General features: G+C 64.2%; 17 protein-coding genes. 4 read left to right on the top strand and 13 right to left on the bottom strand.

Annotated elements, in window-relative coordinates:
* Positions 1-520 precede the first annotated feature (520 nt).
* Both AC1D1J_RS14510 and AC1D1J_RS14515 read right to left on the bottom strand, forming a co-directional pair.
* Positions 521-1,213, bottom strand: a complete 693-nt coding sequence (locus AC1D1J_RS14510; RefSeq protein ID WP_477695032.1) for a glutathione S-transferase family protein — start codon at positions 1,211-1,213, stop codon at positions 521-523.
* A gap of 21 nt (positions 1,214-1,234) precedes the next feature.
* Positions 1,235-1,657, bottom strand: a complete 423-nt coding sequence (locus AC1D1J_RS14515; RefSeq protein WP_457278980.1) for a DoxX family protein — start codon at positions 1,655-1,657, stop codon at positions 1,235-1,237.
* An 80-nt stretch (positions 1,658-1,737) separates the two neighbouring features.
* Between AC1D1J_RS14515 and AC1D1J_RS14520 the strand changes: the two genes are divergently transcribed.
* Positions 1,738-2,646, top strand: coding sequence for a LysR family transcriptional regulator (locus tag AC1D1J_RS14520; RefSeq protein WP_477695033.1), 909 nt, complete (start codon positions 1,738-1,740; stop codon positions 2,644-2,646).
* 17 nt (positions 2,647-2,663) lie between these two features.
* Here the strand turns inward: AC1D1J_RS14520 and AC1D1J_RS14525 are convergent, their stop codons facing one another.
* The 3 genes from AC1D1J_RS14525 to AC1D1J_RS14535 form a co-directional block, all read right to left on the bottom strand.
* On the bottom strand, positions 2,664-2,879 hold the full coding sequence (locus tag AC1D1J_RS14525; protein WP_477671159.1) for a hypothetical protein: 216 nt from the start codon (positions 2,877-2,879) through the stop codon (positions 2,664-2,666).
* Between the two features lie 296 nt (positions 2,880-3,175).
* Positions 3,176-3,628, bottom strand: coding sequence for a hypothetical protein (locus AC1D1J_RS14530; protein ID WP_477686741.1), 453 nt, complete (start codon positions 3,626-3,628; stop codon positions 3,176-3,178).
* 217 nt (positions 3,629-3,845) lie between these two features.
* Positions 3,846-6,434: an ABC transporter permease gene (locus AC1D1J_RS14535; RefSeq protein WP_477695034.1), complete on the bottom strand. Its 2,589-nt coding sequence runs from the start codon at positions 6,432-6,434 to the stop codon at positions 3,846-3,848.
* A 193-nt stretch (positions 6,435-6,627) separates the two neighbouring features.
* On the opposite strand from AC1D1J_RS14535, the gene AC1D1J_RS14540 reads away from it, so the two are divergent.
* Positions 6,628-7,599, top strand: a complete 972-nt coding sequence (locus AC1D1J_RS14540; protein ID WP_477695035.1) for a threo-3-hydroxy-L-aspartate ammonia-lyase — start codon at positions 6,628-6,630, stop codon at positions 7,597-7,599.
* Between the two features lie 14 nt (positions 7,600-7,613).
* Here AC1D1J_RS14540 and AC1D1J_RS14545 read toward each other — a convergent pair whose 3' ends face one another.
* The 4 genes from AC1D1J_RS14545 to nudK form a co-directional block, all read right to left on the bottom strand.
* Entirely contained in the window at positions 7,614-8,261 is a 648-nt protein-coding gene (locus tag AC1D1J_RS14545; protein WP_477695036.1) for an ABC transporter ATP-binding protein, read from the bottom strand.
* Positions 8,258-9,232 carry a tRNA (adenosine(37)-N6)-dimethylallyltransferase MiaA gene (miaA, locus tag AC1D1J_RS14550; RefSeq protein ID WP_477695037.1) on the bottom strand — a complete coding sequence of 325 codons (975 nt, stop codon included), beginning with the start codon at positions 9,230-9,232 and terminating at the stop codon, positions 8,258-8,260. The genes AC1D1J_RS14545 and miaA overlap by 4 nt, the downstream gene beginning before the upstream one ends.
* Positions 9,210-10,451 (bottom strand): multidrug effflux MFS transporter, encoded by a 1,242-nt coding sequence (locus AC1D1J_RS14555; RefSeq protein ID WP_477686746.1) that lies wholly within the window; start codon positions 10,449-10,451, stop codon positions 9,210-9,212. Before AC1D1J_RS14555 ends, miaA begins: the two co-directional genes overlap by 23 nt.
* A 63-nt stretch (positions 10,452-10,514) precedes the next feature.
* Positions 10,515-11,153 (bottom strand): GDP-mannose pyrophosphatase NudK, encoded by a 639-nt coding sequence (nudK, locus tag AC1D1J_RS14560; RefSeq protein ID WP_477695038.1) that lies wholly within the window; start codon positions 11,151-11,153, stop codon positions 10,515-10,517.
* A gap of 95 nt (positions 11,154-11,248) precedes the next feature.
* Here nudK and AC1D1J_RS14565 point away from each other — a divergent pair, with 95 nt between their 5' ends.
* Positions 11,249-12,007 carry a DeoR/GlpR family DNA-binding transcription regulator gene (locus AC1D1J_RS14565; protein WP_477695039.1) on the top strand — a complete coding sequence of 253 codons (759 nt, stop codon included), beginning with the start codon at positions 11,249-11,251 and terminating at the stop codon, positions 12,005-12,007.
* A gap of 43 nt (positions 12,008-12,050) precedes the next feature.
* Here AC1D1J_RS14565 and AC1D1J_RS14570 read toward each other — a convergent pair whose 3' ends face one another.
* The 4 genes from AC1D1J_RS14570 to mutL all read right to left on the bottom strand — a co-directional run bounded on the left by AC1D1J_RS14570 (position 12,051) and on the right by mutL (position 16,783).
* A complete protein-coding gene (locus AC1D1J_RS14570) occupies positions 12,051-12,410 on the bottom strand; it encodes a hypothetical protein (protein ID WP_477646866.1) in 360 nt (119 codons plus the stop codon).
* A gap of 26 nt (positions 12,411-12,436) precedes the next feature.
* Entirely contained in the window at positions 12,437-13,765 is a 1,329-nt protein-coding gene (locus AC1D1J_RS14575) for an ammonium transporter (RefSeq protein WP_477695040.1), read from the bottom strand.
* A 106-nt stretch (positions 13,766-13,871) separates the two neighbouring features.
* Positions 13,872-14,828, bottom strand: a complete 957-nt coding sequence (locus tag AC1D1J_RS14580; RefSeq protein ID WP_477695041.1) for an alpha/beta hydrolase — start codon at positions 14,826-14,828, stop codon at positions 13,872-13,874.
* A 32-nt stretch (positions 14,829-14,860) separates the two neighbouring features.
* Positions 14,861-16,783, bottom strand: coding sequence for a DNA mismatch repair endonuclease MutL (gene mutL, locus AC1D1J_RS14585; RefSeq protein ID WP_477695042.1), 1,923 nt, complete (start codon positions 16,781-16,783; stop codon positions 14,861-14,863).
* 190 nt (positions 16,784-16,973) lie between these two features.
* Here mutL and AC1D1J_RS14590 point away from each other — a divergent pair, with 190 nt between their 5' ends.
* The gene (locus tag AC1D1J_RS14590) at positions 16,974-17,627 is read left to right on the top strand and encodes a DedA family protein (protein ID WP_477671146.1); all 654 of its coding nucleotides are present in this window, start codon (positions 16,974-16,976) and stop codon (positions 17,625-17,627) included.
* Positions 17,628-17,726: the final 99 nt, after the last annotated feature.

Below are 17,726 nucleotides of genomic sequence, written 5' to 3' on the forward strand. Positions count from 1 at the left end.
TTGCAGCGTTCATTTCGGAAACCGTGCGCACCCACTCTAGGCCCAAAGCGGACATTACGGTTGCAAGTCAAATATGGCGCTGAGAACTGCGCCAATGCAGATGCCCAATGTGAAAATAATTATTGCCCAAGCACAGAAGTGATACGCGAGGGGCCGATCTTCATAAAACAATCTAGACCCGCTGTATCGCAAGGGCAATCGTTTGCTCCAATGGCGTATGAGCATGACCCCACATGCCCCGCTTAGAGCAATGCCCGCAGCTCGTATTGGCCAACCTCCAATGCGTCCGAGGGCGCAAACACCAAGGATCAGAAAAGCAGTAAATGCCATGCCGAATAGCAGTCGATCAGCCCAAAGCGCCGAGCTAGGCTGCCCACAACCGACGCAGTGCTTATTGGGGGACGGCGATGACTCTCGGCACCATCGGCAATTCCAACTTAGCTTGGAGTGATTTTTTCCCTTATTGAACATCGTGTATGGCAGGTGAGTGTCCGCTTATGGCCGAAAGTAGCCACCCGCTTTATAGCATCAGGCTACCTTTGCTCCCACTGATGCGGCGCGAGAGTTCGGAGCCGCGGGCCAGGAAGAAGCGATGCAGCTCGCGGGTATAGCCACTGCCCACCGCTTGCTGGACTGAGGGACGCGCAGCGAGAGCGGTTCGCCAGGCCTGCACCTTTGGCAACTGTTCAAAGAACCCTGTTTCGCCCACGTCGTCCAGCACATCGAAGTAACGGAACACGGGCCCGAACACGGCATCGACCATGCTGAAAGAAGCGCCGGCGAAATAAGGCCCCTGGTCTGGCAGCACGACCTCAAGCTGGCCAAACCGGTGCCCAATATCTTCGCGATATCGAGCCAGGGACGCCGCGTCAGCAGCGTTGTAAAACGCGCCGATGGCATTGAGCAGGGCAGAGCCGAACTCCATCCAGGCGCGGTGCTGTGCGCGCTTGAGGGCATCCGCGGGATGCAGGCGCGGCAGCAGGGTGTCGTCCAGGTATTCGCAGATCACGGCGGATTCAAAAATCGCGTCGCTAGCGTCGTTATCTATCTGCAGCACCGGCGTCTTGCCCAGCGGCGAGATCGCCTTGAACCAGTCGGGTTTGTTGGCGAGGTCGACGTCAATGCGCTTAAAGGCGACGCCTTTTTCGGCCAGCACGATGGCTGCGCGTTGCACGTAGGGGCACAGCGTGTGGCTGATGAGGGTGAGCTTCATGGCGGTGTCTTTCAGCGCAGATCAGCGCGGCACCAGCAGGCGGCTGCGGCGTGCGGCCCAGGCGCCGTCGCCCAGCAGCCATTGGGCGAGTGAGGCCACCAGCAGAAAGAGCGGGTATTCCCAGCCGCCCTTGGGGCTGGTAAACACCCAGCCGTTGGGCCAGTGCACCCAGACGACCACCAGCAGCACTGGCGCCAGCAGCAGCGATGCCTGGCGCCCATAAAAGCCCAGCAGCAGCGCCGCGCCTCCGGCCAGCTCCACTGCCACGACAACGTAGGCCATGAAGCCGGGCAGGCCGACCGATTCAAAGAACTGCGCCGTGCCGGGCAGGGTGAAGACGAAGATTTTGAGCAGCGCGTGGGTGACCCACATGGTGCCAAGGGCCAGGCGCAGCAGGGTGGCGCCGTGGCTGGCGCTGAAGTTTTCGGAAGTGTCGGTGGTCATGGTGTAAAGCCCGGCAAAGGGCGCAGCGTTGAAGGAGTCGCCACTTTACGATTGCAAAAATACAATGTAAATTGGCAATCATGAAAACTTCCATTGCAAAAACGCAATACGCGCTGACGGCCTCTGACCTGGAAATTTTGCTGGCCATGGTGCGCGGCATGACGCTGGCCGAGGCCGCGCGGCGGCTGGGTGCAGATGCGTCCACGGTGTTCCGCTCGGTACAGCGCATCGAGAAAAACCTGGGCCAGCGGCTGTTCGAAAGGTCGCGCCTGGGCTACCTGCCGACAGAGCCCATGCTGGGCCTGGTGCCGCATGCGGAGCGCGTGGAGGCCGAGCTTGAAGCGGTGCGCGCCAGCATGCAGCGGCCGCATGAAGGCGTTTCAGGCCTGGTGCGCCTGACCACGACTGACGCGGTATTACGCGGGCTGGTGCTGCCTTCGCTCAAGCCGCTGCTGGCACAGCATCCGCTGCTGCAACTCGACATGCGCACCGGCAATGAACTCGTGAGCCTGAGCCGGCGCGACGCGGACCTGGCGCTGCGTGCGACACGCAAGCCGCCCGACCACCTGGTGGGCCGCAAGCTTGGCACCGTGCGCTTTGTGCTGTGCGGATCCAAAGCGCAAGCGAAGACGGTGTCATCCAAAAAAATCCCTTTGCTTGATGCGCTGGCGAAACTGGACTGGATAGCGCCTGACGAATCGCTTCCGGAGCATCCCTCGGTGCTGTGGCGGCGCAAGCAGCTGCCCAAGGTCACGCCGCGGCATTATGCGGACGGCATTGTGGCGGTGATGGATACGATCAAGGCGGGGTTGGGGGTGGGCATTGTGCCGCGCTTCATGCTGGCGGGAGAGCCCGGGCTGGTGCCGCTGGGGGACACCCTGGCCGACTGCGAGTCAGACCTGTGGCTGCTGGCGCACGCGGAATCGCGCCACCTGCGGAGAATTTCCGTGGTGTATGACCACTTTGCAAACAGCATCAGGCTGGCCTGATGCGGCGGACATCGACGTCAAAACGCTGAAGTCCGGAAGACGACTTCCCCGCTGGGAACGTGCACGACGCGCACTTCCTGTCGCGTGGGGTCGGCCACGCTTTTCACGGCGACAGCCACGGCCAGCGAGTAGTCTGCAAAAAGGTGATTCGAGCTCGACGGCAGCAGGCTGCCCTCGGCCGGATCGACGTTTTCAATGCGGTAGTCGTGCGGCGGTGCTTTAGCAGGTCTCATGATTGCAACCTCTCTGGTGAATGCCTCCATGGTAGGAGTTCATCCCGGCGCTGTGATGACAATCGCGCGTCAGAAACGTGACCATGAGTAAGCAAACGAAAACGCCTTTCGGCGTGGCCGCGTGCATTGGGGAAAGCTAAAGATGGGAAGGCAGCAGGTGCTGCACCATGCAGCGCGCAGGCCCTGCATTCATTGGCCAACCCGCGGAGCGCCTCGTATCAAGATGTACAGCACGATAAACACGATGAGACGAGGCTCGCGCGGCGAAGCGGCCATTGCGTGGCGGGCAGCAATGCTCAGTGCAGTTCGCGCCGCGGATCGCGCTCGGAGAGCTCCAGGTTTTTCATCTCGACGGCCACCGACTTCAGCATGTCGAGCGCGGTCTCCGGCGTTTGCACAATGCCCAGCCATCCAAAAAGATGGTGCCGCAGGAACAGCAGAATTTTTCCGGTCAACGGGTCGCAGGCAACCCAGTGCCGTGGGCTGTAGCTGGGCTCCAGCGCACTCAATGGCGGGCAGTCCAGCGGGTAGGGCGGGTCCATGTCGGCGCGCACGCCGGCAAGGCTGGCGACGAGTTCTTCGAGCTCTTCCGCCTGCAGCCTCAGGGGCTGGTTGAGTGCCAGGGTTACGCTGCCGTCGTCATTGCGGGTGAGCTGCAAGCCGCGGGACGGCCGGGAGGAAGCATGCCGTGCGAACTTGCCCGTCGGGTTCGCGTTGGTGCCGGTCTGGGGGCTGGTGTTGGTGGTCATCGCGTTCTCCGCAGGCATGTGAAAGAGAAAAGGGCGTGGGAGACAAGGGCTGGCAAAACACCTGCGCACTTGACCGCCACCGCATGAGTCACAGTGTGATGCCGGGAGCGGCCGGATAGCGTCGGAAACCGGCCTCCACGCCTGTAGGACGGTGCACGGCGCTGCCCTTGCCCGCGGCGCACTTTTCGCGGCAATGCCGCAAAGGGGCAAGGAAGGCTTACCAGTCTTCTTTCACCGCCAGCACGGCGTCCCGGCCTGCGGCCGCGCGGCCCGCCAGCCAGGCCGTGACGGTGCCGGCCACCACCACCGCGGCGCACAGCAGGGCCAGGCGCAGCCAGGGCACCATCAGGTCCATGGTCCAGTGAAAGCTTTGCGGGTTCACCACGTACACCAGCACGGTCGACACCGCGAGTCCCAGGGCCAGCCCCGCAAGCGCGCCGATCACCGTCCAGGCCGCGCCTTCGCCGGCCACCACGGCCAGGATTTGCCGGCGTGTCAGCCCGAGGTGCGCCAGCAGGCCAAACTCCTTGCGGCGTGCCAGCACCTGGGCGCTGAAGCTGGCGGCCACGCCGAAGAGGCCGATGGCGATCGCTACGCCCTGCAGCCAGTAGGTGACGGCAAAACTGCGGTCAAAAATCCGGAGCGACGTGGCGCGCAGCTGGCTGACGGAGGCCAGCTCCAGCAGCGCGCCAGCGCCGGACTGTTGTTCGGCCAGGCCGCGCACGGCCTGCTGCACCTGGCTGTCGCTGGCGCCTTCCTTCAGCCACAGCGCGAGGTCGTTGGTGCGCCGGTCGCCGGTCAGGCGTTCGAAGTCCGTATGGGCCATGGCGATGGCGCCGAACTGGCGTGCGTAGTCGCGCCAGACGCCCGCCACATAAAACACGGGCGTCTCGGATTCCACCTTGCTTGCTATCAAATAAGGAGCTGCTCGCGCCCGTCCTGATTGGGCTAGAGCCATAAAAGCTTGTGAAAGTGGGCGAAAGACGGTGCCTGGGCGTGCCCCGTACAGGTCCACCATCGGCTCGCTCACATAGATGCCAATGTGCCCGGGCGGCACCGGCAGCGCCTGGCCCACCAGCGGCAGCGTGGTGGCCGGGTTGTCCAGCGGGCGGGCGATCAGCGTGACACTGGGCCTGGCGGTATCCAGCAGCAGCTGCGTGGTGCGCAGGCTGCCCACCCGCGCCACGCCGGGCAGGCGGCCCAGCGCATCAACAAACTCCGGCGAGAAGTACGCCGTGTCGCTGGCGGAGGTTCCCAGCGCCGTGCGCACATACAGGTCTGCCGGCAGCACCACGTCCAGCCAGTGCGTCACCGACTCGCGAAAGCTGGTCACCATCACCGTGAGCGCCACGGCCAGGCTGAGCGATGCCACCACGCCGCTCACGGCCACCGCGGCGCTTTCGCGCACGCGGCGCGCGCGCTCCACAGCCAGCAGCGGCAGCAGCCGGTGAGCCACCCAGGGGCTGAGCCGGTTGTAGATCAGCGAAATCAGCCAGGGCAAGGCGGTGATGCCGCCGACCAGCAGCAAGCCCACCGACACGTACGCTGCCAGTGGAATGCCAAATAGCGGCGGAACCAGCGCCAGCAGAGCGCCAGCAGCTATCAAAATGATACTGAACCAGTGGCCGCCGCCGGTGCCTGCCGCAGCGCCGAGGCCCTTGAGGGTTTGCGCTGGCGGCAGTTTTTGCGCCGCACGAGCCGGCCACCATCCTCCCACCCCGGCAGCAGCAATTCCCAGCGCACCGTAGGTCAGTGCAGCCCAGCTGTTCCACTGCAAGGTGGGTGCGACACCGGAAAAGTAGCCGCCTCCCAGGTCACCGCCCAGCAGCCGCAGCGCCAGCGCGGCCAGGCCGGTACCCAGCGCGATGCCCAGCACGCTGCCGGCCACGCCCAGCAGCAGCGACTCGGCCAGCACCAGCTGCAGGCGTTCGCGGCCCGTGAGGCCCAGCACGCCCAGCAGCGCGAACTGCTGCGCACGCTTGGCCACGCTCAGCGAGAGCACCGAAAACACCAGGAAGGCGCCTGTGAACAAGGCCACCAAGGCCAGCACTGTCAGGTTGACGCGGTAGGCGCGCGACAGGTTGCTGACGCGTTCGGCCGCGTCGCCCGGCGCTGTTGCGGTGATGTTGGACGGCAGCTGCAGCGACTCGATCACACGGCGCGCATCGGCGCCGGCGCTGAGCCTGAGGTCGATGCGCGAGAGTTGCCCGGCCTTGCCGAAGAGATCTTGCGCGGCGGCGATGTCCATCACGGCCAGCGGCCCGCCGCCGGCGCCGACGCTGCCGGCCACAGAAACCCTGCGCAGTTCAAGGCCGCTTTGCAGGCGCAACTCAGGCGCACTCAGAGCCTGCCGTGCGGCGGGGTTTAAAAACACCTTGCCAGGCGCAAACAGGGCGAAGCGTCCCGCGTCGGAAGACGGCACCGGCATCAGCGACGGCGCGATGGCGGCCACCGCCAGCGCGTCGATGCCGATGATGCGCAGCGGCAGGCGGCCGGTGGGGGAGGTGTCGTCCAGCGCATACGTGCTGATTTCAAGCACCGGGCTGGCCAGTGCGACTTGCGGATGGTTGGCCACGCGCGCGTACACCGCCTCGTCAAAGCTGCCCTGCACGGCACGCAGCTCCAGGTCGGGTTGGCCGTTGACTGCGCGCACCGCCTGTGAGAATTCGCTGAGTGCCGACGCATTGATGAGCTGCACGGAAAACGCCAGGGCAACGCCCAGCATCACGGCCACCACGGCGGCGGCGTTGCGCCAGGGGTGGTGTTGCAGTTCCCGCCAGGAGAAACTTGAAAGCAGGGCGCGCATGCGCTCATTGTGCCTTTCAGCGCCGCGGCGAAACCTGCTCGCAGCAATTGAACGAATCAGCCATCTGTATCGGTACAGAATCGGGCTTTCTGGCTCTGCCCAGAAAATGCCTCGTCATTTAAGCTTGCAGTCTCTTTTGGATGCCTCCCCGGATCTTTCTGAGTTTCTACCCCGGAATGAAAGCGTATTCACCATGCAACTCCCTACCTACGACGACGTCACCGCCGCTGCCGCGCGGCTTGAAGGCCATGCGCACCGCACGCCCGTGTTGCGGTCCAGTACTGCCGATGCCCGCTGGGGCGCGAATTTCTTTTTCAAATGTGAAAACTTCCAGCGCATGGGCGCGTTCAAGTTTCGCGGCGCCTTCAATGCGCTGTCAAAGTTCGACGCGGCGCAGCGCCGGGCTGGTGCCATCGCGTTTTCGTCAGGCAACCATGCGCAGGCGATGGCGCTTTCGGCGAGGCTGCTCGGTATGCCCGTGGTCATCGTGATGCCCAAAGATGCACCCGCTGCCAAGCTGGCCGCCACGCAGGGCTATGGCGCGGAAGTGGTGCTGTACGACCGCTTCACCGAAGACCGCGAGGCGCTGACGAAACGGCTCGCCACCGAACGCGGCATGACGTTGATCCCGCCTTATGACCACCCCGACGTGATCGCCGGCCAGGGTACGGCAGCGAAAGAGCTGATCGAAGAAACCGGCCCGCTGGACCGTCTCTACATATGCCTGGGCGGCGGCGGGCTTACCAGCGGCTCGGCGCTTGCAGCGCGCGCCTTGTCTCCGCAGTGCAAGGTCTATGGCGTAGAGCCTGAAGCCGGCAACGACGGTCAGCAGTCGCTGCGTGCAGGGCGCGTCGTGCATATTGAAACGCCTAAAACCATTGCCGACGGTGCGCAGACCCAGCACCTGGGCGAGTACACCTTTGCCATCATCCGGCGCGATGTGGACGACATCCTCACCGTCAGTGATGCGCAACTGGTCGAGTCCATGCGCTTTTTTGCCGAGCGCATGAAGATGGTGGTGGAGCCGACAGGCTGCCTGGCGTTTGCCGGGGCGTGCGCCGCGCTGCAGACCAATCCGCCGGCGCCCGGTGAAAAAGTGGGCGTCATCATCAGCGGCGGAAATGTTGACTTGAAGCGTTACGCGGAGCTGCTCGGCCAGGCCTGAGCAGGGGGAGCAGCTTACGGAAGAATGCCGTCGGCGCTCAGATGCAGCCTGCGATCGGCGCGTGCTGCGGCGGCTTCCGAATGGGTAACCAGCACCAGCGAGGCGCCGTGTTCACGGGTCTGGGCAATCAGCGCATCCATCACTTTGGCGGCCGTCGTTGGGTCCAGGTTGCCGGTGGGTTCGTCGGCCAGCAGCAGGCTGGGCCGGTGCACCAGGGCGCGGGCAATCGCCACGCGCTGCAGCTGGCCGCCGCTGAGCTGCTGGGGCAAACGCCCGCCCATGCCCGACAGGCCGACCGCATCCAGCAGTGACTGCACGCGCGCGTCGTCCGGCTCGCCGAGCAGCAGCAATGGCAGGGCCACGTTTTGCGCGACATCCAGGTGCGGCAGCACATGAAAGGCCTGAAACACAAAACCCACATGGCGCCGCCGCAGCAGCGCACGCTGGTCGTCAGTCATGGCGCCCAGGTCCTGGCCGTTCAGCAGTACCGTGCCTTCGTCCCAGGTGTCGAGGCCGGCCATGCAATTGAGCAGCGTTGATTTACCGACACCCGACTCGCCGATGATCGCGACGAACTCGCCGGGCTCAACATCCAGCGTGACATGGCTGAACACGGCGGTTGTGCCGTAGCGTTTGGCGAGGTCCCTGAGTTGAAGGCTCACGTTATCTGCCCCACGGAAGCGTCAACCAGCGCAAGAACCTGCTGCAACGCATCGGCCGCATCGCAGGCCACGACCTGGCGCTGCGGCATGGAGCGCAGCCAGGTAATCTGGCGCTTGGCCAGCTGGCGCGTGGCAAAAATGCCTTTGTCGCGCAGCTCGGCCAGCGGGTAGTTGCCATCCATTGCTTCCCACGCCTGGCGGTAGCCGACGCACCGCATCGAAGGCAGGTCGGGCGTGAGGTCGCCGCGTGCGCGCAAGGCTTTCACTTCGTCCATCAACCCGCCGGCCAGCATGGCGTCGAAGCGTTGGGCAATGCGCTCGTGCAGCCAGCTTCGGTCTTGCGGTTCAAGGGAAATAAGGGCTGTAGCCGTTGATGGCTGTGCGCCAGCAGCTATGTTTTTTGTAGCGGTTTGCTGATGAAAGAATGACAGCGGCTGGCCTGACACGCGGAAAACCTCCAGCGCACGCGAGATGCGCTGCGAGTCGTTCGGTGCGAGCCGGGCGGCGGTGACCGGGTCCACCCGGGCCAGTTCGGCATGCAGCGCCGGCCAGCCCTTGGCGGCTGCTTCGTCGGCTATCACGGCGCGAACGGTGGGGTCGGCCCTGGGCATGTCGTCCAGCCCGTCGAACAGCGCCTTGAAGTACAGCATGGTGCCTCCCACCAGCAGCGGCAGTTTGCCGCGCCCGCGGATGTCTTCCATGAGCCGGTTGGCGTCGGCCACAAATTCGACCGCGCTGTAGGCGTGCAGCGGGTCACGGATGTCGATCAGGTGATGCGGCACAGCGGCCAGCTCGGCCGGTGTGGGCTTGGCGGTGCCGATGTCCATGCCGCGATAGACCAGTGCGGAGTCGACGCTGATGATTTCCACCGCGTGGCGCTGCGCGATGGCCATGGCGGCGGCGGTTTTGCCGGAGGCCGTCGGCCCGGCCAGCGCGATGCCGCGCATGTCAGGCCCTGGCTGCGGCCTCATGGGCAGGCTCTCCGTATTTCTGGATCACGGTCCAGGCCGTGGCGGCGATCAGTGCGCTCCAGAACCAGACGCCGTTGGTCAGCGGCCGCACCGTGCCGTCCATGTGGGTTCCCAGCCAGCCGCCCATGCCGAAGGCCACGACCATCATCAGAAAACCGTTGAGGGCCGAGGCTGCACCCGCCGCCTGGGGGAAGGGGCCTACCGCGCCGCTCTGCCCGCAGGGCTGGTGCACGCCGTGCCCCAGCATGAACAGGTAGTAGGGCAGCATGATGGCCCAGACGTTCTGGATGCCGGCCCAGGCCAGCACACCCATCAAAGTTCCACCGGCCAGCGTGAGGCACGCGGCCACCGCCACCGAGCGCCGCACGCCAAAGCGTGGCAGCAGCCGTCGGCAGATGAAGGTGCCGGTGAGGTAGCAAAAACACATCGAAAACATGATGAGTCCGTAGTGCGTTTTGGTCAGGCCCAGCACCTTGATAAACACGAACGACGAGGTGGCCAGAAAGGTGAAGAGGCCGCCGTAGGACGCCGCGGTCAACACCGAAAACGCCAGGAACGTGGGGTTGCGAAGAATATGAACCCAGGTGCGTAGCAGTGTGGCCGGCTGCAGCGCACGCGGGTTTTTCTGTGCCAGGGTTTCCTCAAACCGCAGTGAGATGAGGGCCAGCGTGGCCGCGCCGAACACGGCCAGCGCCATCAGGGCCATGCGCCAGCCGAAAAGCTCCGACAACAGGCCACCCAGTGGAGCGCTGATGCAGGCCAGAACACCCAGCCCGCTCAAGCCCTTGGACATGGCGCGGGCGCCTTCAAGCGGCTGGTACAGGTCGCGCACAATGGCTCGCGCGCACATCACTGCCGCGCCCATGGCGGCGCCCTGCACGATGCGCCAGGTGATCAGCATCGCCATCGAGGGGGCGAGCGTGCTGCCGATCGATGCGAGGGTGTAGGCCGAGAGGCCCCACAGCAGGATGGGGCGGCGGCCGAAGCGGTCCGACAGCGGGCCCCAGATCAGCTGGGATGTGCCGAAGGCCAGCAACAGGGCGCTGAGCGTGAGCTGCGCCTGCGACATCGGCGCGCCGAAGCCTTCGGTCAGCGCGGGCAGGGCGGGCAGGTAGAGGTCGGTCGTGACCGGCTGGATGCCCAGCAGCATCGACAGCACCAACACGACCATGCCGGGCGACATGGCGGGCGCCGCGGTCTTCGAAACAGGAACATCCATTGAGCTGAGCGTATCAGACAAATGCTGGCGTGGCCCCTCGGAGCGGCCGTCTCCAGAATGAGCTCAGGACCCGGAAGAAGGGAGCGGAGGGAGCAGGCGGTCCAGGCCGGTGATTTTTGCGTGTTGCAGCAGCATGATGGTCTTGGCGTCTTCGATGGCGCCGCTGCGCACCATGGCCAGTGCGTCTTCCAGCGGCAGCTCGATCACCTCGATGTCTTCGCCTTCATTGACGATGCCGCCGCCTTCTTCGGTGCGGTCTGAGCTTTCGTAGGATGCCACGAAGAAGTGCAGCTTTTCAGTGACCGAGCCCGGGCTCATGTAGGCCTCGAACACCTTGTGCGGCGCCTGGATGCGGAACCCGGTTTCTTCGGCTGCTTCGCGCCGGATGCAGGTCTCGGGGTCGTCGCCATCGAGCAGTCCGGCGCAGGCCTCAATGAGCATGCCGTCGGCACAACCGTTGACCCAGGCCGGCAACCGGAACTGCCTTGTCAGCACCACGGTCTGCCGCCGGGCGTTGACAAGAAGGATCGCTGCGCCGTTGCCGCGGTCGTAGACCTCGCGTGTCTGCTGCTGCCACGTGCCGCCGCGGCGGCGCAGCTCGATGGTGAGTTTGCGCAACACATACCAGTTGTCGGACAGGCGTTCATCGCCGAGCACGCGCACGTGTGGTGCGGGCGGTGGAATCAGGAAGGAAGGGCGCATTCGGGTTGGCTGATTTCGTGTAATATCGTGAATTATCACGAAATTTCGTGCAATGTCCAGTTCCAGACCGCACAAGAGACCGGAGCCGAAACCCGATGCTGACCAGCCAACGTAAACACCTGCTGCTGACGCGCCTTGACCGTGACGGGCAACTGGTTGCCAAGGCCGTCAGCCAGGAACTGGGTATTTCGGAAGACACCATCCGTCGCGACCTTCGCGAGCTAGCCCAGGCGGGCAAGCTCCAGCGTGTCCATGGCGGGGCCTTGCCTGCTTCGCCGGCCGTCGGCAATGTGGCGGTGCGTAAGCAGATTGCGCCGCTGGACAAGCAGGCCATCGGCCGGGCGGCGGCGGCCATGGTCCAGCCCGGGCAGGTGGTGATCATCGACGGCGGCACCACAGCGTTGCAGATGGCGCGGCACCTGAGCGAAGACCTCCATGCGACGGTGTTTACCCACAGCCCGGCGGTTGTCATGGAACTGGCGCGTTGTCCCCACATCGTGATTCAGCTGCTTGGCGGGCGGCTTTTCCGGCACTCCATGGTGGCCATGGGGGCCGAGCTGATGGAGCAGCTCTCGCGCCTGCGGGCCGATGTGTTTTTCATGGGGGCGACCGGCGTGCATGCGTCGGCGGGCGTGACCACGGGAGATTCCGAAGAAGCCGCCGTCAAGCGGGCGCTGCACCGCTGTGCCTCGGAGACAGTGCTGCTGGCATCGGGCGAAAAACTTGGCGCGGCCTCGGCCTGCCGCATCATGGCGTTGGCCGATGTGTCGGCGGTGGTAGTTCACAAGGGCACGCAAGCAGCGTGGATCAGCAGCGCCAGACGTGCCGGCGTGCGCGTGGTGAGGGCGGGCTGATCAAGCCTGGGGTATCAGGGCTTTGCCGCGGCGGCCAGGCTGTTCAGCGCAGGCCCGACTTGTACCGGGCGATGGCCTTGGCCCGCAGGTCTTCGCTGATTTCTGTTTCGCTTGCGGCGGGAGCGGCAGCCGCTACGGCGGGCGATGCTGCGGACGCTGACAGCAACGGTTCGCTGCCGCTGCGGGGTCCGAAAATCTTGGTCTGCGCATAGGCCGCATAGCTGCGCAGGCGCTCGTCCTTGCTGTTGAGCGCTTCCTGAATTACTTCAGTGGCGTACGGCAGGTCATGCAGGAATTGATGGACGTTCAACGAACGGCCGAACTCCCGCTTCATGGGAATGACCATCCGCACCGCGTAGGCCATGAGATCGGAGTCGTCAGGCGGTGTCATGGTTAGCAGCATGGTTTACGTGTCTTGATGGGGGGAACTCAAGCACCTGAAATCATCTCGCCGTGCTGGGCAAGGTCAAGACCCAGTTCTTCCTCTGCCGTGGTTACGCGAAGGCCTGCAAGGGGCTTGACCACCAGCAAAATCAGCCAGGTCGCGACGCCTGCGTAAGCTGCAACGGCGCAGGCTCCCACGAGGTTGGTAAACACGGTGGCGGTCACGGGTGCAATTTCCTTGAGCGCAAAGACCGGCGTCAGGACCGTGCCGATGATGCCGCCCACGCCATGCAGGGCAAATACGTCGAGCGAGTCGTCAATTCCTGTGGCACGCTTGAAGCGGGTCACGGCCAGGAAGCAGCCGACGCCGCCCGCAAAGCCCAGCACCGATGCGCCCATGACGCCGACAAAACCGGACGCCGGCGTGATGGCGACGAGGCCGGCAATGGCGCCTGTTGCCATGCCCAGCACGCTGAACTTGCCGCGCTGGACATATTCGCAAATGCCCCACATGAACGCGCCAACGCAGGCCGCCACCTGGGTGGCCAGCAGGGCGCCCACGGCGCGTGAACTCGCCTCAAAGGCCGAACCGGCATTGAAGCCGAACCAGCCCGCCCACAAGAGTCCGGCGCCGATGATGGATATCAAGAGGTTGTGCGGCACCATGGGTTCGGTTCCGAAACCCTTGCGCGGACCCACAACCTTGGCCGCCACCAGGCCACTGACGCCGGCCGCGATGTGCACTACCGTGCCACCCGCAAAGTCCATGTGGCCCATGCTGGCGAGCCAGCCGGTGGGTTGCCAGATCCAGTGCGCTACCGGCGCGTAAACCAATATCGTCCAGAAAGCCGCGAAGAAGATGGTGGCGCTCAGGCGCATGCGCTCCACGGTCGCACCGATGATCAGTGCGAAGGTGATGATGGCAAATGCCAGCTGGAACAGGAAGAATGCGGATTCCGGCACGGAAGGCGCTGAAACGTGCGCGCCGACTTTTGCACCCAGCAGCCCTTCGCTTAGCGCGCGGCTCATGTCGCCGATCCAGGGGTTGCCGGGCGTGAAGGCCAGTGAATAGGCAATGCCCGCCCATACCAGCGTGACAACCGTGGTAGCCGCAAAAGTGTGCGCCACGATGGAGAGCGCATTTTTGGCCCGCATCATGCCGCTGTAGAACAGCATGATGCCGGGAATGGTCATCAGCAGCACCAGCACGGTCGAGATGAGCATCCAGGCGGTGTCTGCGCCATTGAATTTCGCAACGGCAGGCGCCGCGGCGGCGGCAGTCTGGGCATGAAGGGGGGCAGACGCCAGAAGCGCCAGCACAGGGGCCAGCAAAGTGAAGGCAGACGGCCTGCGGGTAACCAGGACTTGGCTCATACATTCCCCTCTCGTTGTTTTAGCTGCTATCAGCTGCTATGCGGTACGGGGAATGTTACATCCGGCTACATGTATTGGGTAAGTAAAAAATACCCGTTTTTGGGCATTATTCCTTGTTCTGTAGCATTTCGGCTTGTTTTGGGGCGCGCTTGCCGCCGGCCACCTGCAATGCCTCATTGTGCGCACCGTCAGCAAGGCTCCTGTCCATCTGGAACAGCTGTGCCAGCGCTTGTCGGTACTGGGGCTGGCCGACCAGGTTGGTGTCGTGATGCGAGCCACCCGGCACCAGCAAGAAGAGCTTGGGCTGCGCTGCAGCGTCATAAAGCTTGCGCCCCAGGTCCGGCAGGATCAGGCGGTCTTCGCCGCCATGTACCACCAGCAGGGGGGAGCCGATCTTGCCGACTTTTCGGACGGCCTCGAAACGCTGGGTGATGAGCAGCGACACCGGCATCCAGCCCCACTGGGACGTACTCACGACATCGGCGATGGAGGTGAATGTGCTTTCGACAATCGTGCCGCTTTCATCGGCCACCTCAGTGGCCAGGTTGATGGCAATGGGCCCGCCCAGCGAGTGTCCGAAGATGTAACGGGGACGGCCGGGGTACTTTTTGGCCAGCCAGTCCCAGGCGGCGCGGGCGTCCTCGTAGGCCGATGTTTCCGACGGCAGCTCGTAGGTGCTTTTGCCAAAACCGCGGTAGTCGATCCCCAGGACCGAGAAGCCGAGCTCCTGCATGCGGCGCATGCGCGGCGCAGAGCCGGTGACGTTGTAACGCGCGCCATGCAGGTACAGCAGCACGGGGGTTTTGCCTGCGGCATCAGGCGGGTCTGCGGGTAGCCACAGGCCGTGCAGGCGGACGGGGTGGTCGACGCCACTGCCGTTGCCGCCAGCGGCGTTGAAGTCAATCCAGACGTCTTCCATGCCAACGGCGGCGGCAGCGCCCCCGCTCCAGGTGCGGTCGCTGGGCTGAAAGATCCAGGCCCGCTGCTTTTCGTCAAGGGTGGCGCAGCCCGCCAGCAACGCCAGCGTCATCAGGAAAGAAGTAAAGAGGTGCCAGCGTTTCATGCAAGTGAGTGATTCGCCGGAGGCTGAAAAGTTCAGCGCCCGCGCATGAAGAGCGTGTCAAGCTCCCGGATGCTGACCTGCCGCCAGGTGGGCCGCCCGTGGTTGCACTGGTCGGAGCGCTCGGTGGCTTCCATCTGGCGCAAGAGGGCGTTCATTTCGTCAAGCGTGAGCTTGCGGTTGGCGCGCACGGCGCCGTGGCAGGCCATGGTCGACAGCAACTCGTTCCGGGCCCGCTGTATGACGGTGCTGGCGTCGTGCTGGGCCAGTTCGGCCAGCACGCTGCGGGCCAGCTCCACCGCATCGCCCTGCGCCAGGCTGGTGGGCACGGCGCGCACCGCCAGGGTTTTGGGCGAAAAAGGCGTGATTTCCAGGCCCAGCGTTGCCAATGCCTGGGCGTTGGCCTCGGCCGTGGCCACTTCCTGGGGGCTGGCGGCAAAGGTGGCCGGAATCAGCAGCGGCTGGCTGATGATGCTGGCACCGTCGGCGCCATCGACACCGTCCATCTGGGTTTTCAGGCGTTCATAGACGATGCGCTCGTGGGCAGCGTGCATGTCCACAATGACAAGGCCCTGGGTGTTTTCCGCCAGCACGTAGATGCCCTGCAACTGGGCGATGGCGCGGCCCAGTGGCCAGTCGCCGGAGGGCAGGGCGATGGCGCCTTCAGGCACGCCGGGGTTTGCCATGCCATTTCCGGCTGGGGCAATGGTGACGTACAGGGCATCCTCGCCCGGCTCCCGCTGGCTGGGCGCGACGGCTTGCGATGACGGCCACATGGCGTCAAAGTCGGAGGCCCGGTGGCCGCCGCTTGCTACAAAATTGATAGCTGGTTGCGCCCATCCCTGTTGCGCAAAAGCCTTGTTTTGCTCAAGAAATCCGGTGGGCGTGACAGCAGCGTCTTCCGCGCCGGCCTGGACAGCTGCCATGGAGCGCGGAATGGCCAGCGCGTTCTCGGTGGCATGGCGCACGGCCTGATGCACCTCGCGGCTGTCGCGAAAACGCACTTCGATCTTGGTCGGGTGCACGTTCACGTCCACGCGGGACGGGTCGATCTCGACATACAGCGCATAGACCGGCTGGCGGTGGCCATGCAGCACGTCTTCATACGCGCTGCGCGCCGCGTGGGTCAGCACCTTGTCGCGTACGTAGCGGCCATTGACATACGCGAACTGCTGGTCGGCACGCGAGCGGGCGGCATCCGGGATGCCGGCCACACCCCACACGCGCACGGCGGGCAGGCCGTCGGCGCGGCGGGCTGAGCTAACGTAGTTGACGGCGACGGACTGCTCGACAAATTCGCTGCCCAGCACGTCGGCCAGGCGCTGCTGGTGGGCGTTGTCGCCTGTCGCCGCGCGCCATTGCTCGACCAGCTTGCCTTCGTGCCAGATGGCAAAACCCACATCGGGCCGCACCAGGGCATGGCGGCGTACGGCTTCAATGCAGTGGGCCAGTTCGGTGGCATCGGTTTTCAGGAATTTGCGGCGCGCGGGCGTGGCGTAAAACAGCTCCCGCACTTCCACGCTGGTACCGCGGCTGCGGGCGGCGGGCTTCAGTTCGCCGGTGCGGCCGTCAAGCTGCCATGCGTGTTCATCCGCGGCGGTTCTGGACAGCAGGCTCATGTCTGCGATCGAATTGATCGCCGCCAGCGCCTCGCCCCGAAAACCCATGGTGCCGACGGCTTCGAGATCCTGCAACGACGCAATCTTGCTGGTGGCATGGCGCCGCAGGGCGACGGGAAGTTCTTCGCGCGGGATGCCAAAACCGTCGTCTTCGACCACGATGAGCCGCACGCCACCGGCCAGCAGCCGCACAGTCACCTGCGTGGCGCCGGCGTCCAGTGCGTTGTCGACCAGCTCGCGCACGACGGACGCTGGGCGCTCCACCACTTCGCCGGCCGCAATCTGGCTGATCAGTTCATCGGGGAGTTCGCGGATCGGGCGGCGGGCGGGCAGGGTCATTGCGCAGATTTTACGGGTTTGGCTGTTGAGGGACATGCCGTAAACCCCCTGCGTCCTGAGGCCTTCCCGCACCGGTTCAATCACCAACTTGTAATAGTCTGTTGGCGATTTGCAAGGTTTGGGGCATGCCATGAAGCGCATTGGCCGGCCCTGCAGGCCTGCTGGTTTCATACCTGTCAAAATTGCCGGCATGGAACTAGTCACCTTTCTCATCGATTTCATTCTTCATGTCGACAAGCACCTGGAAGCCTTTGTCACCAGCTACGGCGCATGGGTGTATGCCCTGTTATTCCTGATTATTTTTGTGGAGACTGGCGTAGTCGTCATGCCTTTTTTGCCGGGCGATTCGCTGTTGTTTGTGGTGGGTGCGATGTGCGGCGTCGGCCTCATGAGTTTTCCGGTAGCGGTGGCGTTGCTGTTTGTGGCGGCGGTACTGGGCGACCAGTGCAACTACAGCATAGGGCGGGCCTTGGGCCCCAAAGTGTTCCAGTGGGAAAACTCGCGCTGGTTCAACAAAAAGGCTTTTGACCAGGCCCACGCGTTTTACGAGCAGTATGGCGGCATCACCATCATCGCGGCGCGTTTCATGCCCTTTCTTCGCACCTTTGCCCCCTTTGTCGCAGGCGTGTCGGACATGACACGCAGCAAGTTCACGTTGTACAACCTTGTGGGCGGCGCGCTGTGGGTCGGCGGCATCATCACGGTAGGGTATTTTTTCGGCAACATTCCGTTTGTCAAAACCCATCTTGACAAAATCATCTGGGCCATGATTTTTATTCCCGGCCTGATTGTTATTTTCGGCGCCTGGAAAGCCAGGCGCAAAGCAGGCAACGCCGGCGCCTGAAGGTGCGCTGATACGCACCCGCCCAAAAGGCCTGTTGTTGAGCGGGCTTGATGCAACGCAGTCACGCGCAACTGCGCACGTGATAAAAAATGACAGTGC

The organism is Polaromonas sp. P1_F8 (assembly GCF_056405635.1).